The sequence below is a fragment of the Thermostichus sp. MS-CIW-30 genome (assembly GCF_054058015.1).
The window spans coordinates 16887-30461 of record NZ_JBSRZW010000025.1 but is presented as its reverse complement, the minus strand read 5'-3'; the positions used below and the strand labels follow the sequence as shown (position 1 = coordinate 30461).

Sequence of the window (13575 nt, the reverse complement as noted above, 5' to 3'; positions counted from 1 at the left end):
AGCGCTCGAAGAACTATGGGTTTTTCTGAGTTTGAGGATCAAGATCCCATTGCAGCAGCGGAACGGACTGCTGCCCCCGATCCCAGCCGCCATTCCCCGGATTCTGCCGGTGAGGAAGCCGCGGTCTCCTCGGTTGCAAACTCTGGTGAAGGAAGGGAGCGGCAAAGTCGTCGTTCCCCACCCCCTTTGCCGGAAGAGGGCTCAACCTTTGCAGGCGCAGAAGATTGGCTGGACGATCGCGGTAGCGGGACGGAGTCCTTGGAGAATGGGCGGGATAGCTACAGGGAGTCCGCGCAAGGGGCCACTTCTCGCCCTTCCAACCGCTCCCCCCAGACTGGCCGAGACGAGGGGTCTCGTGTTGACAGCGAAAAGGGGGGGCAGAAAGCCGCTGCAGGATCCCCTGGAGCCGGTGAGCGTCCTGGGCAAGCCCTGGTTTCCCGCCGTTCTGTCTCCAGCAACCGCGGCTACGACGGATCCGCCCGTTCCTCTGCCTTTCGCGGTAGCGGGACGGAGTCCTTTGCTGGCCGCTCGCGTAAGCGGGACGGAGTCCTTGGGGAATCCGGCTACCGCAGTGACTACAGCCGTTCCGCGGCTTACGGCTACACCTCCAGCTATGTTGGCGGTGGGGGATATGGCGGTGGTGGGCGAGGCGGCAGCTCCAGCGGGGGGGTCTCCTCCTCCGATCTGACGATCCTGCTGGTGGTGGCCCTGCTGGCCTTCTTCGGGGGATTCGCTATCCGCAACATCTTCGCCGAGTCGGGCGGCTTTGACGATGAGCGCCCCATCCGCGCTGCCAATGTGCCCGCAGCCTTTCGCGATTTTTGCTTTGCCTATAACGGCACTGCCTCCTTTACTGTGGTGCAACTGACCAGCGTTTCTGCTCTGACCATGGCTTCGGTGCCCATCTACAAGATGGATACTTGCACCATCCCCGTCAGCCAAACGGCCAATGCCCTCCAAGCTTTGGGCATCCGCGGCCGGGCCAACACCTTGGGCCCCCAGCTGGGGGGATCCAACCTCACCCTGATCCAGCTCCCCTTGGCCAGCAGCTTGGCGCGCGCCGTGTACAGCCAGTTTCCTGGTTTGGCCGCTCAGGGCAACGAGGCGCAGGTTTTGTCCCAACTGGAAGCCACCATCAACAACGCCCTGCGCTCCAACATCGAAGGGTTAGCCCTGCAAAGCCTGGAGCCCACCAACATCCCCGACGTCTACGTGATGGTGCCGGGGCACTCCTTTAATTTGCAGCCCCAACTCAACCTGCGCTAACCCTCTTGCAGAGGACGACGGTGTGTTCATCACCCTAGAAGGCGGGGAAGGGGTGGGCAAAACCACCCAACAGGCCCTCTTGGTTGAGCGGCTGCGCCAAGAAGGCTACGCTTGCCTGTGTACCCGCGAGCCGGGGGGCACGGCGCTGGGCAAAACGCTGCGGGAGCTGTTGCTGCACGGGGATCCCTTTAGCCCTCTGGCGGAGTTGCTCCTATACGCGGCGGATCGGGCTGAACACGTGAGCAAAGTCATCGCGCCGGCTCTGGCGGCAGGGCAGGTGGTCGTTTGTGACCGCTTTACCGATTCCACCTTGGCCTATCAAGGCTATGGCCGGGGCATAGATCTGGATCTGATCCGGCAGCTCAACCGATGGGTCACCGACGGGCTACAGCCGGATCTCACCCTGTGGCTGGATCTGCCCCCCGAGGTGGGGCTAGAACGAGCTCGCTCTCGTTCTTCTGGCGCAGTTGAGCTAGCGGTGCAGAGCACTAACGAGCAAGAAGGCCTAGAGTTCCACCGGCGGGTTTACTGCGGATTCGAAACCCTGGCCGCCGCAGAACCCCAGCGGATTGTCCGCGTTTCGGCCCAGGGATCCCCGGCAGAGGTGGCTGCCCGCCTCTGGTCAGTGGTCGAACCCCGCCTACCACTTGCGACAGCAGGCCGGGAGCCCTAGACTGATACATTTACGCTGAACATTGCTGAACATCACTGTTCAACTATGCAGCGATAGCATTCTGTTTGTTTCCAACCAGAATGGCGGTATCCCGCAAAGCTTTGAGTAGAATACCCAAAGCGCAGTTTCCGTGTCGTCTTACTACCAATTTTCTGCTTTGCTTTGGCTACCATGTTGGCAGACTCGAAAGTAAACAGAAAGATCAACTGGTAGTAATCCGTACTGAACATATTATACATTATTTTCAGTATAGTTGAGCTTATTATTGACTAGAGTCATGCTCTGTTCCGCTGACGGGAATGGCGCGACAGGCCAAAGCTCGCGACAGTTTCCCTGGCCACAGCCTGCTCGGTTTACCAAGGTTAAGATTAGGTTAAAAGGGAAGAGGCGGGGGTAACCTCAAGCTAGGCTGGATGACCTATGTGAAAAGAGCCTGCTGCCCTCTTGGTTCTCGTTTTGGGTAGAGGAGACTGGCTGTGGACGCTGTTGCTGCTGAGCTGAAAACCGATCGCGTCAGCGGGACGGAGTCCTTTCGCGTCAGCGGGACGGAGTCCTTTCGCGTCAGCGGGACGGAGTCCTTGCACTTGACCTTGCCCTCATCTGCGCCCTTGCCAACCGTGGCCGCCTGGGCCCACCAGCTGTTGAGCCAGCAATGGCAGCGGCTGCAGAAACACGTAAAGCGAGTTCTGACCCAGCATCCAGAAGCGGCAGAGTCTCTTCACCAAATCCGGGTGACCCTGCGCCGTATTGGCACTTGGGTGCAGGTGTTTCAGGGATCCGTCCGGCTGCCCAAGCCTCTCAAGCCCAAACGCCTGCAAAAGCTGGCCAGTGCTTTGGGCAAACAGCGGGATCTGGACGTGCTGCTGGAAATCCTGCAGGAACCTTGCTGGGAAGGGATCCCGGCAGCCCAGCAGGCAGAACTGGAGAAGCTAAAACAAGATCTGCAGCAACGTCGAACCCAAGCCGAGAAACGCTCCCGCCGCATTCTGGAAGATGCTGACTTCCTGGCGTTTCAAGCTGCCTGCGAGCAGTGGCTGGCTCACCCCCGCTATAAGCCCCAGGCGGAGCTGCCTTTGCCGGAAAGCTTGCCCCACTTGCTGACTCCCCTGCTGGCCCAGTGGCTGCTGCAGCCAGGCTGGCGGATCCCTGCTTTCCCCGCAACGGAAGCCCAGGCTGAGCAACTGCACGAGCTGCGCAAGGCCACCAAACGGCTGCGCTATCAGGTGGAGTTTTTTGCGCCCTTTTACGGGGAAACCATGCAAGATTGGATAGCAACCCTGAAGTGCTTGCAGGATCAACTGGGCCGCTTTAACGATTTGCAGGTTTTGCAAGGCGAGCTGCCTGCAGACTCAGACCTACAAACCCTTCTCCAGGAACAACAAAAACTAGCCCTCCAGGAGTGGCCTGAGCACCAACAGCGCTGCCTGGCCTCTGCCGAGCAGCACCGGCTTTACTCTAATCTTTTCTCTGTTTCCAATTTCTTTCCAACTGGGGATCCCTAGGTTTCCAATTCTATAGATCCCCCCGAAGGAAAAACCCCGCCTTATTGGCGGGGGATTTTTTGTGGCTATAGGGTTTCCAATTTCTAGGGATCCCCCCGAAGGGGGAACCAGAAGACCACGCAAGTGGCCCTGGCCATTGTCCTCGACGTTTCCAATTTCTAGGGATCCCCCCGAAGGGGGAACGTGAAGCATATGCATACGACAGTGTCAAACATATGCTTTGGTAGTTTCCAATTTCTAGGGATCCCCCCGAAGGGGGAACCCTAATCTGTAACTTGATTCTGGAGGTGGAAGCCCAGTTTCCAATTTCTAGGGATCCCCCCGAAGGGGGAACACGATTACCAATCGGCAACTCTCGTCCAGGAATACGATGGTTTCCAATTTCTAGGGATCCCCCCGAAGGGGGAACTAGGTCATCTACTCCACAGAATAGCTCTTTTGTGGTGGAGGTTTCCAATTTCTAGGGATCCCCCCGAAGGGGGAACGGCCGCATCAGATCAAGAGGCCAAGGTCGCCCAGGCCGCCCAAGTTTCCAATTTCTAGGGATCCCCCCGAAGGGGGAACATTTATGGATCCCAGTACTGGGATGTTCAAAGAATGGCCCAGGAAAGTTTCCAATTTCTAGGGATCCCCCCGAAGGGGGAACAGGGGTACCTCTCAAAGGGTACCTGGCAGAAGTCCTGTTTCCAATTTCTAGGGATCCCCCCGAAGGGGGAACAAAGCCATTCGGGGGAGTAGCAAGTTCAACGGCCTGGTTGTTTCCAATTTCTAGGGATCCCCCCGAAGGGGGAACGTAAGGCACAACGTGCCGAGCGCAAACGTCGCCGCTTTAAGTTTCCAATTTCTAGGGATCCCCCCGAAGGGGGAACTCTCATTTCTCGTAGAATCCTAGATTTTAAATCCATCAAAGGTTTCCAATTTCTAGGGATCCCCCCGAAGGGGGAACGAGGAAGGCAGCGTGGAAGTCGACTTCCGGCGGATTCTCAGGTTTCCAATTTCTAGGGATCCCCCCGAAGGGGGAACTAGGTCATCTACTCCACAGAATAGCTCTTTTGTGGTGGAGGTTTCCAATTTCTAGGGATCCCCCCGAAGGGGGAACGGCCGCATCAGATCAAGAGGCCAAGGTCGCCCAGGCCGCCCAAGTTTCCAATTTCTAGGGATCCCCCCGAAGGGGGAACACGCATTAGAGCGTGGGATCATCGAGCCGACTGGTTTCCAATTTCTAGGGATCCCCCCGAAGGGGGAACAGTATAGCGAAGAGCGCTGGTACGACTACGTCGACTGCTCAGTTTCCAATTTCTAGGGATCCCCCCGAAGGGGGAACGCACTAATGTCGTCGTATCGGACGGGCATAACCTTGTCCTGGGTTTCCAATTTCTAGGGATCCCCCCGAAGGGGGAACAGTGATTGGGAGGTAACCCAATGAACCTAGACGACATGTTTCCAATTTCTAGGGATCCCCCCGAAGGGGGAACACTATGAGCTTGGGTGGCTCATAGTGAGGGCGGGGTGTTTCCAATTTCTAGGGATCCCCCCGAAGGGGGAACAATCAACCGATCCCGATGGCTGGATCTGTACGAAGGTTTGTTTCCAATTTCTAGGGATCCCCCCGAAGGGGGAACATCGCTAATATCTCCAAGAGGTACTATTAGTACTAAAGGTGTTTCCAATTTCTAGGGATCCCCCCGAAGGGGGAACATAGAATGTTTTTAATTCTCCCCCTGGCTGGTATCTGCGTTTCCAATTTCTAGGGATCCCCCCGAAGGGGGAACATGCATACAATACCAAACTAATCTGGTTCAAACAAAACCGTTTCCAATTTCTAGGGATCCCCCCGAAGGGGGAACTAGTGCGTGTTTAACCACCTCTACGCTATTTATTGACTTTGGGTTTCCAATTTCTAGGGATCCCCCCGAAGGGGGAACTACTTTACCTGCTTGAACGTCACTTTGCGTGACGACTATACAGTTTCCAATTTCTAGGGATCCCCCCGAAGGGGGAACATACTCATACGGCGAGGCTCTGGCTAAAGCACATAAAATGTTTCCAATTTCTAGGGATCCCCCCGAAGGGGGAACTTCACCACTTTGCTAGCCATAAATACCTCCTTCGGTAGTTTCCAATTTCTAGGGATCCCCCCGAAGGGGGAACGGGCACGTTATTGAGTATACATACGTCCCACACTTACCGTTTCCAATTTCTAGGGATCCCCCCGAAGGGGGAACCCCGTTCAGCTGCAAGGCGTAGCCGAAGGTTATGAATACGTTTCCAATTTCTAGGGATCCCCCCGAAGGGGGAACGAGGGGTACAACTGCACGGGTCGTCCTAGTGTAGTGGTTGTTTCCAATTTCTAGGGATCCCCCCGAAGGGGGAACCCGTATGGTCAGTGAAAGACCGGAAAGCCTACTTAGCGTTTCCAATTTCTAGGGATCCCCCCGAAGGGGGAACAATACCGCCTCGTGAACACGCTAATTCGGCCTATCAAGTTTCCAATTTCTAGGGATCCCCCCGAAGGGGGAACCCCAATAAAAGGGAGGTAGTTATGCTTATCAAATGGTGTTTCCAATTTCTAGGGATCCCCCCGAAGGGGGAACGGCTTCTAACGCACATGGATTGGTCGGTGACTCCTGTTTCCAATTTCTAGGGATCCCCCCGAAGGGGGAACTCCGAGTCTGCCTTCACGAATTCAATTTTCGTGAGATAGAGTTTCCAATTTCTAGGGATCCCCCCGAAGGGGGAACAAGACAGAGTATTCCAAGTAACTAAGTTATTCTCGTTTCCAATTTCTAGGGATCCCCCCGAAGGGGGAACACTCCTTATTATGTAACTACAACAATGGGCACCTCTTGTTTCCAATTTCTAGGGATCCCCCCGAAGGGGGAACGTTCCGGGGGTACTGGGGATGTTCTGGAGATATCCCTGGTTTCCAATTTCTAGGGATCCCCCCGAAGGGGGAACATTCATCCAGATTATCTGTGTTATCTGTATCCGTTATGGTTTCCAATTTCTAGGGATCCCCCCGAAGGGGGAACATGAATCAGGTGAAGTCTCTAAATAGCTGGCTAACTCATAGAAGTTTCCAATTTCTAGGGATCCCCCCGAAGGGGGAACCCGTTGATGTTCCTCACCACCAACTTGGGTGGCTCAACGTTTCCAATTTCTAGGGATCCCCCCGAAGGGGGAACATTGACCCTTACTTTTGGGGCCGGCACCCCCCTCTCGTTTCCAATTTCTAGGGATCCCCCCGAAGGGGGAACACCGATTAGGCACATTCTCTACGGAGTCAGATCATGTCCAAGTTTCCAATTTCTAGGGATCCCCCCGAAGGGGGAACCACCCCTGTGGGTGCCGTGCCTGTAACACCTAAATCAAGTTTCCAATTTCTAGGGATCCCCCCGAAGGGGGAACCAGAAAGCCTCTGCTCCCATAAACTGGGAGCAAATAGATGAAGTTTCCAATTTCTAGGGATCCCCCCGAAGGGGGAACTTTCAGACGGAATGCACCCAGAGTGTTGAACACTGGGTGTTTCCAATTTCTAGGGATCCCCCCGAAGGGGGAACTTCATCCGGGCACGGTTGGTTACCAACTCACTTCGCGGTTTCCAATTTCTAGGGATCCCCCCGAAGGGGGAACATCAATGAGAACAATGAGATTGTTTGGATTCAGGCGTTTCCAATTTCTAGGGATCCCCCCGAAGGGGGAACGGGAATGTACCAGAAGAGTGGTACGAAGATGCATTTGAACGTTTCCAATTTCTAGGGATCCCCCCGAAGGGGGAACTTCCAAATCATCCCCGGGGCATCACCAGAATATTGTCTGGTTTCCAATTTCTAGGGATCCCCCCGAAGGGGGAACTTTACTCTGGTTGATAGTGTGGTTCCCGAAAATGCTGTTTCCAATTTCTAGGGATCCCCCCGAAGGGGGAACACTTTTAGGCAGACAATTGTGATTCACTGCCAAAGGAGGTTTCCAATTTCTAGGGATCCCCCCGAAGGGGGAACAGGCATTGAAAGCTGAGCTGGGGATCTAACACCCCCACCGTTTCCAATTTCTAGGGATCCCCCCGAAGGGGGAACTGAATAACAACCAAATTCAACTTGCCAAAGGATGGTTGTTTCCAATTTCTAGGGATCCCCCCGAAGGGGGAACTTCAACCTAAGGACACATTTGGGTTGAGACTCTTCGGTTTCCAATTTCTAGGGATCCCCCCGAAGGGGGAACTTTCAGGGCCTCCAGGATATGGGTGTAAAACTGGTCGTGTTTCCAATTTCTAGGGATCCCCCCGAAGGGGGAACTACAGTTCATTCGTACCTGTCTTTGCGAATTTGACCGTTTCCAATTTCTAGGGATCCCCCCGAAGGGGGAACTCCAACCAGATTACTCTACGGGGGAACCTGGTTGTGAGTTTCCAATTTCTAGGGATCCCCCCGAAGGGGGAACTCCACCCCTATTAAACCCAAGCAGGGCAAGGAATGCAAGACCCATTTGCGAGGGATCCGGAAAAAAGTCGGCAAAAAGGGTGCTGGCGAGGGGGCTTTGGGGCCGGAAAGCCTTGTGGCGCAAGGCGTCGAGGGATCGGACGAAAGAATCGGCCTTTGCGGCTTTTGGCGGATCGCTCGCGCAGGCGTTGATACCGTTTGAGTGTGCTTTTGGAAACACCGAGTGCTTAAGTAGGAAGAGACTTGCCTGAGCTACACAATGACCGAGCTGGGGGGTGCAGTCAGGGCAGGCCCACCCCAGATTTCCACCTGGGCGAGGGCATAGCTAGTGAGCGGATAGAAGCGGACGCTGTCTTCCTCGGGCTTGATCTTCTTGCGGAGCCGCAGTTTGAGCTCCTCGAACTTGTCTTTGTCGAGGACGCACTCAAACACGCTGTATTGCACGCGCTTGCCGTAGCCTTCTAGCAGGTCGGCAATTTTCTTGCGTCGCTTGTCGCAGGGAGTATCGTAGGTAACAACATAAAGAAACATCAGCGAATCCGGTAGGGCTGGTACAAATCTTGAGGATTATAGACGGATTGCTTAAACTTTTTAACTTGCTGCGTTAGCAGATCCCAGCGGGGTTGATCTCCGTCAGGGGTCTGGATGGATCCCTCCATTCTCTGGAGAAAAGCTTTGAGATACTTCTTTCTGCCAGCATCGCTGAGAAAACAGCCCCCATCTCGATACTCGAAGTCTTCTTGGATATCCATAACACCGCTGTTGACCAGCCACAGTACCAGTGAGTCCACAATAGGCGCTCGGAACTCTTCCAGCAAATCGGAAACCAAAGCAGCATGGCGTTCACTGCTAGCGTGCAAGCAACCCTGATAGGGATCCAAATCTTGCAGCTCAATCAGGGTTAATAGATGGTTCCAGAGCACCATGTAGCCAAAGCTGAGCATGGCATTCACTGGATTGGTGGGCGGCTGTCGGGTGCGCTTGATCAAAACAAATCCTTTTTGTTGTAAGCAATTGCCCAATTCGGGAAAATACAAAGCTGCGCCGATCCCTTCAATGCCTCGCAATTGATCCAGCGAAGTAGCCTGCAGAGCTTGAGCGGCCAAGTGTTCCAGGCTGCGCAGGGTTAGATCCCTGGTTTCGCTGGGGCGCTGCCTAAGTTGTCGCATCAACAGCACGCGGCCATTGAGGAGCTTAGCTCGCACTATTTGGGCTGCTGTTTGCAGTCTCCATGCTTCAGGGAGCGCCTGTTGCCAATGGGCCAGGCGGCGGTAGCCCCTTTCAATGGGAATGAGGCGACCGTAGCAATAGCCGAGCCGGGAGAGGTAGGCAATGGGGATATTGCGCTTCAAGCACTCCCTCACAACATCGGTAGTCACCTGAGAGCGGCCAAAGATTAAAATTTGCTCCAGCAAGGGCAGAGGCATCTCTTGCAAGAGCGACTCGCCCAAATGAACCAGCACAAACTCTTGCCTGAGGCTTAGCCTGCACCCTTGCTGGGAAACATACAAGGTTCGCATTATTGATCATCTCGACGCAGACTCTCTGAGCCTCGCCTTGGCTCTATGGAAGTGCTGGTCTTGGATTGGCGCTCTTCTGGCAAAACCTCCACGTCAATTTCAGGGCTTGACAAAAGATCCATGACCATCTCTGTTAAGCTTCCAGAAAAGAAGCTGGCAATGGCAACCAAAATAGTGTTGGTAATCACGGCTGCCAGGCCCAAGGGAGCAATGAGCAAAATGGCCAGTGTAATCGAGCCATTGATTACGGCTGTAACAAGGTTTCTGAGAACTTTGGCATTGATCTTCTTTTTGGGCATTTTGTTACTCCAAAAATTCTTCGAGATTTCTTCTATCTCAAGGGCCAGATTACTTGAAAATCATCAGCATCTTTCTTGAGCTCCTCAAGATACTTTTTCCTAGGATCTGCCGTTGCCCCAAAAACGGTAACCACTTGGTAATCACCCAAATCGGCAATCCAAACCGGAGAGGGCAGAGCACCTCCCTGTACACCCCCGCACAAGAATTTGTCGTACCGGCCTTCATCTTGTCGGCCTAAGCGATGCAAAGTTGCCAGGGCATAGGGTTTGTTGAAATCTTCCTCGCCGCTGCAGACTACGATCCTGCAGTTGGCATCCACCGCTTGCGGCCATTTATCCCTCTGAACCTGGCCAGCACTTCTTGGGCTATCGGGGTTAATGGCCTGCTTGGTTAGAGTCTTGAGAGCGTCAAAGAAGTTGCCCAGGCGCTTTTGGAAAAGCTTCTGAAACCCGGCCACCGACTCCGCCAGCTTCCAAAAGGCATCCTCCGACCTGGGAATTAGGGTAGAGCCGCGCCACCAGGGAGCCCGCTCCCGGTTCTGGCGGGAGTAGCAGGGTCTTCTAGCTCCTTGACCCACACCTCCCAGATGGAACATCATCCAGGTGAGGTTAGTAAAGAGCTTTTCCACCGCCTCTTGATCTTCCTGGGAAGCATAGTTTTGACACTCGCCAGAAAGACTTAAGATGAGGATCCCTTCTTGTCGGCCTGCGGGTCTATTTCTTCCTTCCCGATTGGGCTCTGGCTCCGGCTGAGAGACTTTGCCATTTAGGAGATCTACATGGATCCAGCCGTGTTTTTGCTTAGGGGTAATGGCGCCAAAAAGTTGCCCTTCCCACTCCTGCACCTGATCGACCGGCAAAACTCCCAGGGCAAAGGTGCGGAACCAATAGCGCAGCATATTCTTAAAGGCTACGGGCCGCACTTCGGCGATGGATCGGTTGTCGTAGCGATTCTTATCGGGCCTCCAGTTGACTACCTGCCGCCCGTGAATGAGTTGGCCTTTTAGCTCAAAGGGCAGGCGCAAGAATTCTCCTTGGCTCTTGTCCAGTGATTTCCCTAAGGGGATCAGCCGACCGTAGCCGGTATTCACCTGGGATCCCACCCCTTGCTCCAGCCCTTGGATCAGCCACTCTTTGACTTGATCCAGCATCTCATCGGTGCAGCCGGGGCCTTTGCGCAGGCCAATTAAAAAAGTGGCTTGCTTGAGAGAAAAGAACAAGTTAGGGTTAGGCGAGTAGTCAAGATTTTTTCCATTCCATTTCCAGATACTATTGGCAATATCTACAGCTAGACCCCCCGTTTTAGAATTATCGGGATCCTCTCGCCGTTGGGGCCGATTGGGTACCGGGTAGGCATCCAAAAAGATAACCTTGCCGGCCCTGTCTTTTTCGTCAGCTTGTAGGTGCCCAAACCAAGGAGCTACGGCTTTGTCTGCTTGCTCCCAAGATAAATTGCGCTCCTGCATCAGCTCTCGAATGGCCTGGGAGCGGGCCACGCCGCACAGGGTGGAGCTGGGAATGTAAGGGATCCCTAAGGGATCGAAAGCGGGGAGCAACATGCTCTCTGGACCCTTGGCCCCACCGACTCGAATTCGCCAGGGACAAGTAACCTGAAAGGTGTCGCTGGCAATGCGTTGGGTGCGCTCATTCAAAACTTTCAGGCGGGCTCCAAGGTTGATCGTTGTTTCCACTTGGTGCGCCAGCTCCGCTTTGGTGCCGTCTTTAGAAGCATCAAGCGGCGCTCGCATCCAGCGCAGATATTCAATAAAGCCAGCGGTGGGATCCGGCCTGGGCGTGGGATCCAAGGAGTGACCCAGCCAAGGCGAGGGCGGAGGATTGTTGCCTCCTCCACCGCGCGGCTGGTTTCCCCCTCCATTGCCTCCTCTAGGAGAATTAGGGCCCCGATTTTCCTGAGGCGGCCGGCGGCTGGGATCCCCTGGCCTGGGGGGACGAGGAAGCGGCTGAGGAGCGTTGCCAGGACGAGTAGGGCGATTGCCAGTCATGGGATCTTCTCCAAAAGTGGGAAACAGCGTTAGGAATTGCCAAGGGTTTGCCGAAATTTGCGCAACATAGCGCTGGTGCCAATTTCTAGGGCGCGTCGAATGAGTTGAGGTACAAGATTGGGGATGTCGAAGTCTGGAAAAAGCCAGCTGCAGCTTGATTCTACGTAGTCTTCTCCCTGCAGAATAAAGATCCGCAAACTTCGCTCACCCAAGATCCAAACTTCCGGCACGCCGATGGCTCTATAGGCCTCGATAAAAGTTCGGGAAGTAACGTCGGACTCAATGGCCAGATCAGGCGGGGGCAATAGATCAACATCAATTCTTCCCTCACACCCTCGCATCTGCTCCAGGTTATTGACATAGAAGCAGGTGTCAGGCTCTACCCCAGCACTGCCAGACTTTTTAAGGGTTGTTGAGCCAAAGTCTTCCCAGTCTCTCCCTTGAGAATCAAGGAGAGCTTTCACAATATCTCCGGCAATGCGGTGAGGGCGCTCATGTTTGGACAAGGGAGACATGATCTCTAACGTGCCGTTGTAATAGGCAATGCGAGTGTGGCGGTCTTCCCCTAACTCTTCCAAGATGCTCTCAAAGTCTTGCCAAGTCAGCGAATGGATGACCACTTGGCTTCCTTCACACAGGGAAATAGACTGGATTGGAACAGCTACACTCATTAGTCCCCCCCGCTAACGTCATGGTAAATGGCTGTAGCCCAGAAGCTGAATTCTTGCGCCAAGGCAAGTCCCAGTCCTGTTAAGCCCAGGTACTCTTCAACTCCCAACCCCATGAGACGATCCAGGCCGTTGGATTTGGCAATTTCGTTTTGACCGGAGATCTTTTCTAGGCAATCGAAAAACTCCTTGACCACCTCTTTTTTGCCCTCTTGGCTAAGGGCGTCTTCTTCGGCCTTGAGGCGCAGCAGGCCCCAAGTAGAAAGATAGGTGTAGAGCTCCACAGCCTGGTTTTTTTGCTCTTTTAGCCTTTCTGGATCCCTGGTTTGCGCTCTGAGCTGGCACAGGGATTCGTAAACGGGCTTGGCCAATGTACGCGGGTCAAAGCTATTCATAAAACCTCCCTCCTAGGTTGAGATCTAGTTCAAAGACAGCTCCACAAAGCCTCGGCCCAAGCTTTCCTGGCCGCCAATCTGCATAATCTGGTTGGATTGCAGCAGATCTCGAAACTCTTTCATTGCCTCCTCAGAACTGCCACTTGCTTGGGCGGTAACCCCCCAGGTAAAGTACATCAAGCTGTCAGGAGGAATGGCCTCTTCATAGCGGAAGCCTCCTTCCACAACCTTGTGCTCGCTAAGCTTGACTTTCACCTGCCGCCACAGGCTCATTTGAATGAGGGTGGCACAGTGCTGATCTGGTAAAACAATCACGCGACTGATATTAGGATCTTTGGTGTAGCTCTTCCATTCCGACCATTGTCGAAGACCCTCTTTGAGAATGGCATCTTTGAGGTAGATAGGCTGGTTTGTTTCCAAGTTGGTGCTATAGGGATCCGGCACTGACAGATCCTGGCCTGTTAGCCGCAGCCAGCGCTTAAGCAGAAGCGGGCAGCTTATCCACACCACTCCATGGCTAAGGGAGGGCACGGGGATCCACAGCAAAGAGCCATCCCCAATCCAAATGGATCCCTGGGTCAGCTGATCCCCTTCCCCAATTTCGTTGCCAAAGAGCTCAAATTTTTTGTCTTTATCGGCCACGCTGGCCCGCAACCTGCCCCGGATGGTGCTGGAAGGGATGTAGGGCAAATGGGTGTGGGATTCGCGGGCAATGCCCAAGAGGTTGCCTTCTTGGGTGGTGCCGCCGGTGTGCAGGGGAGTCAATAGATGGAGGTAGGCAATCTGAAAAGTCATGGATGGGCTCCTTTT

At 54.3% G+C, this 13575-nt stretch carries 10 protein-coding genes, 1 pseudogene and 1 CRISPR repeat array; of the genes and pseudogenes, 3 read left to right on the top strand and 8 right to left on the bottom strand.

The window, feature by feature from the left end; all coding sequences use genetic code 11:
* The first annotated feature begins 15 nt into the window (after window positions 1-15).
* Together ACVWXW_RS10990 and tmk are read left to right on the top strand one after the other, a co-directional pair.
* Window positions 16-1266 (top strand): hypothetical protein, encoded by a 1251-nt coding sequence (locus ACVWXW_RS10990; protein ID WP_457403841.1) that lies wholly within the window; start codon window positions 16-18, stop codon window positions 1264-1266.
* 22 nt (window positions 1267-1288) lie between these two features.
* Entirely contained in the window at window positions 1289-1939 is a 651-nt protein-coding gene (gene tmk, locus ACVWXW_RS10985) for a dTMP kinase (protein WP_414413780.1), read from the top strand.
* 43 nt (window positions 1940-1982) lie between these two features.
* Here the strand turns inward: tmk and ACVWXW_RS10980 are convergent.
* Window positions 1983-2166: pseudogene (locus ACVWXW_RS10980) on the bottom strand (hypothetical protein); the annotation flags it as partial.
* Between the two features lie 249 nt (window positions 2167-2415).
* Between ACVWXW_RS10980 and ACVWXW_RS10975 the strand changes: the two are divergent.
* Window positions 2416-3441: a CHAD domain-containing protein gene (locus tag ACVWXW_RS10975; RefSeq protein ID WP_457403840.1), complete on the top strand. Its 1026-nt coding sequence runs from the start codon at window positions 2416-2418 to the stop codon at window positions 3439-3441.
* Window positions 3442-3513: 72 nt separating this feature from the next.
* Window positions 3514-7881: a CRISPR direct-repeat array (repeat unit 36 nt; unit sequence GTTTCCAATTTCTAGGGATCCCCCCGAAGGGGGAAC).
* Window positions 7882-8132: 251 nt separating this feature from the next.
* Here ACVWXW_RS10975 and cas2 read toward each other — a convergent pair.
* Genes cas2 through cmr4 form a run of 7 tightly spaced genes read right to left on the bottom strand, consistent with a single transcriptional unit; the run spans window position 8133 to window position 13560 of the window.
* A complete protein-coding gene (gene cas2, locus ACVWXW_RS10970; RefSeq protein WP_414389456.1) occupies window positions 8133-8411 on the bottom strand; it encodes a CRISPR-associated endonuclease Cas2 in 279 nt (92 codons plus the stop codon).
* A complete protein-coding gene (cas1, locus tag ACVWXW_RS10965; protein ID WP_457403839.1) occupies window positions 8411-9400 on the bottom strand; it encodes a CRISPR-associated endonuclease Cas1 in 990 nt (329 codons plus the stop codon). The genes cas2 and cas1 overlap by 1 nt, the downstream gene beginning before the upstream one ends.
* Complete coding sequence (gene csx18, locus ACVWXW_RS10960) at window positions 9400-9699, bottom strand: CRISPR-associated protein Csx18 (protein WP_099812781.1); 300 nt, start codon at window positions 9697-9699, stop codon at window positions 9400-9402. Before csx18 ends, cas1 begins: the two co-directional genes overlap by 1 nt.
* 32 nt (window positions 9700-9731) lie before the next feature.
* Window positions 9732-11702 carry an RAMP superfamily CRISPR-associated protein gene (locus ACVWXW_RS10955; protein WP_457403838.1) on the bottom strand — a complete coding sequence of 657 codons (1971 nt, stop codon included), beginning with the start codon at window positions 11700-11702 and terminating at the stop codon, window positions 9732-9734.
* A gap of 29 nt (window positions 11703-11731) precedes the next feature.
* A complete protein-coding gene (locus ACVWXW_RS10950) occupies window positions 11732-12373 on the bottom strand; it encodes a Uma2 family endonuclease (RefSeq protein ID WP_457403836.1) in 642 nt (213 codons plus the stop codon).
* The gene (locus ACVWXW_RS10945; protein WP_414357349.1) at window positions 12373-12765 is read right to left on the bottom strand and encodes a hypothetical protein; all 393 of its coding nucleotides are present in this window, start codon (window positions 12763-12765) and stop codon (window positions 12373-12375) included. Before ACVWXW_RS10945 ends, ACVWXW_RS10950 begins: the two co-directional genes overlap by 1 nt.
* A gap of 24 nt (window positions 12766-12789) precedes the next feature.
* Window positions 12790-13560 (bottom strand): type III-B CRISPR module RAMP protein Cmr4, encoded by a 771-nt coding sequence (gene cmr4, locus ACVWXW_RS10940; protein WP_457403835.1) that lies wholly within the window; start codon window positions 13558-13560, stop codon window positions 12790-12792.
* Window positions 13561-13575 lie beyond the last annotated feature (15 nt).

What these genes read in the sequence shown, in the direction of transcription:
- ACVWXW_RS10945 (WP_414357349.1), bottom strand. Translation starts at nt 12,765, where the DNA reads ATGAATAGCTTTGACCCGCGTACATTGGCCAAGCCCGTTTACGAATCC.
- cas1 (WP_457403839.1), bottom strand. Translation starts at nt 9,400, where the DNA reads ATGCGAACCTTGTATGTTTCCCAGCAAGGGTGCAGGCTAAGCCTCAGG.
- ACVWXW_RS10955 (WP_457403838.1), bottom strand. Translation starts at nt 11,702, where the DNA reads ATGACTGGCAATCGCCCTACTCGTCCTGGCAACGCTCCTCAGCCGCTT.
- cmr4 (WP_457403835.1), bottom strand. Translation starts at nt 13,560, where the DNA reads ATGACTTTTCAGATTGCCTACCTCCATCTATTGACTCCCCTGCACACC.
- ACVWXW_RS10950 (WP_457403836.1), bottom strand. Translation starts at nt 12,373, where the DNA reads ATGAGTGTAGCTGTTCCAATCCAGTCTATTTCCCTGTGTGAAGGAAGC.
- csx18 (WP_099812781.1), bottom strand. Translation starts at nt 9,699, where the DNA reads ATGCCCAAAAAGAAGATCAATGCCAAAGTTCTCAGAAACCTTGTTACA.
- ACVWXW_RS10990 (WP_457403841.1), top strand. Translation starts at nt 16, where the DNA reads ATGGGTTTTTCTGAGTTTGAGGATCAAGATCCCATTGCAGCAGCGGAA.
- cas2 (WP_414389456.1), bottom strand. Translation starts at nt 8,411, where the DNA reads ATGTTTCTTTATGTTGTTACCTACGATACTCCCTGCGACAAGCGACGC.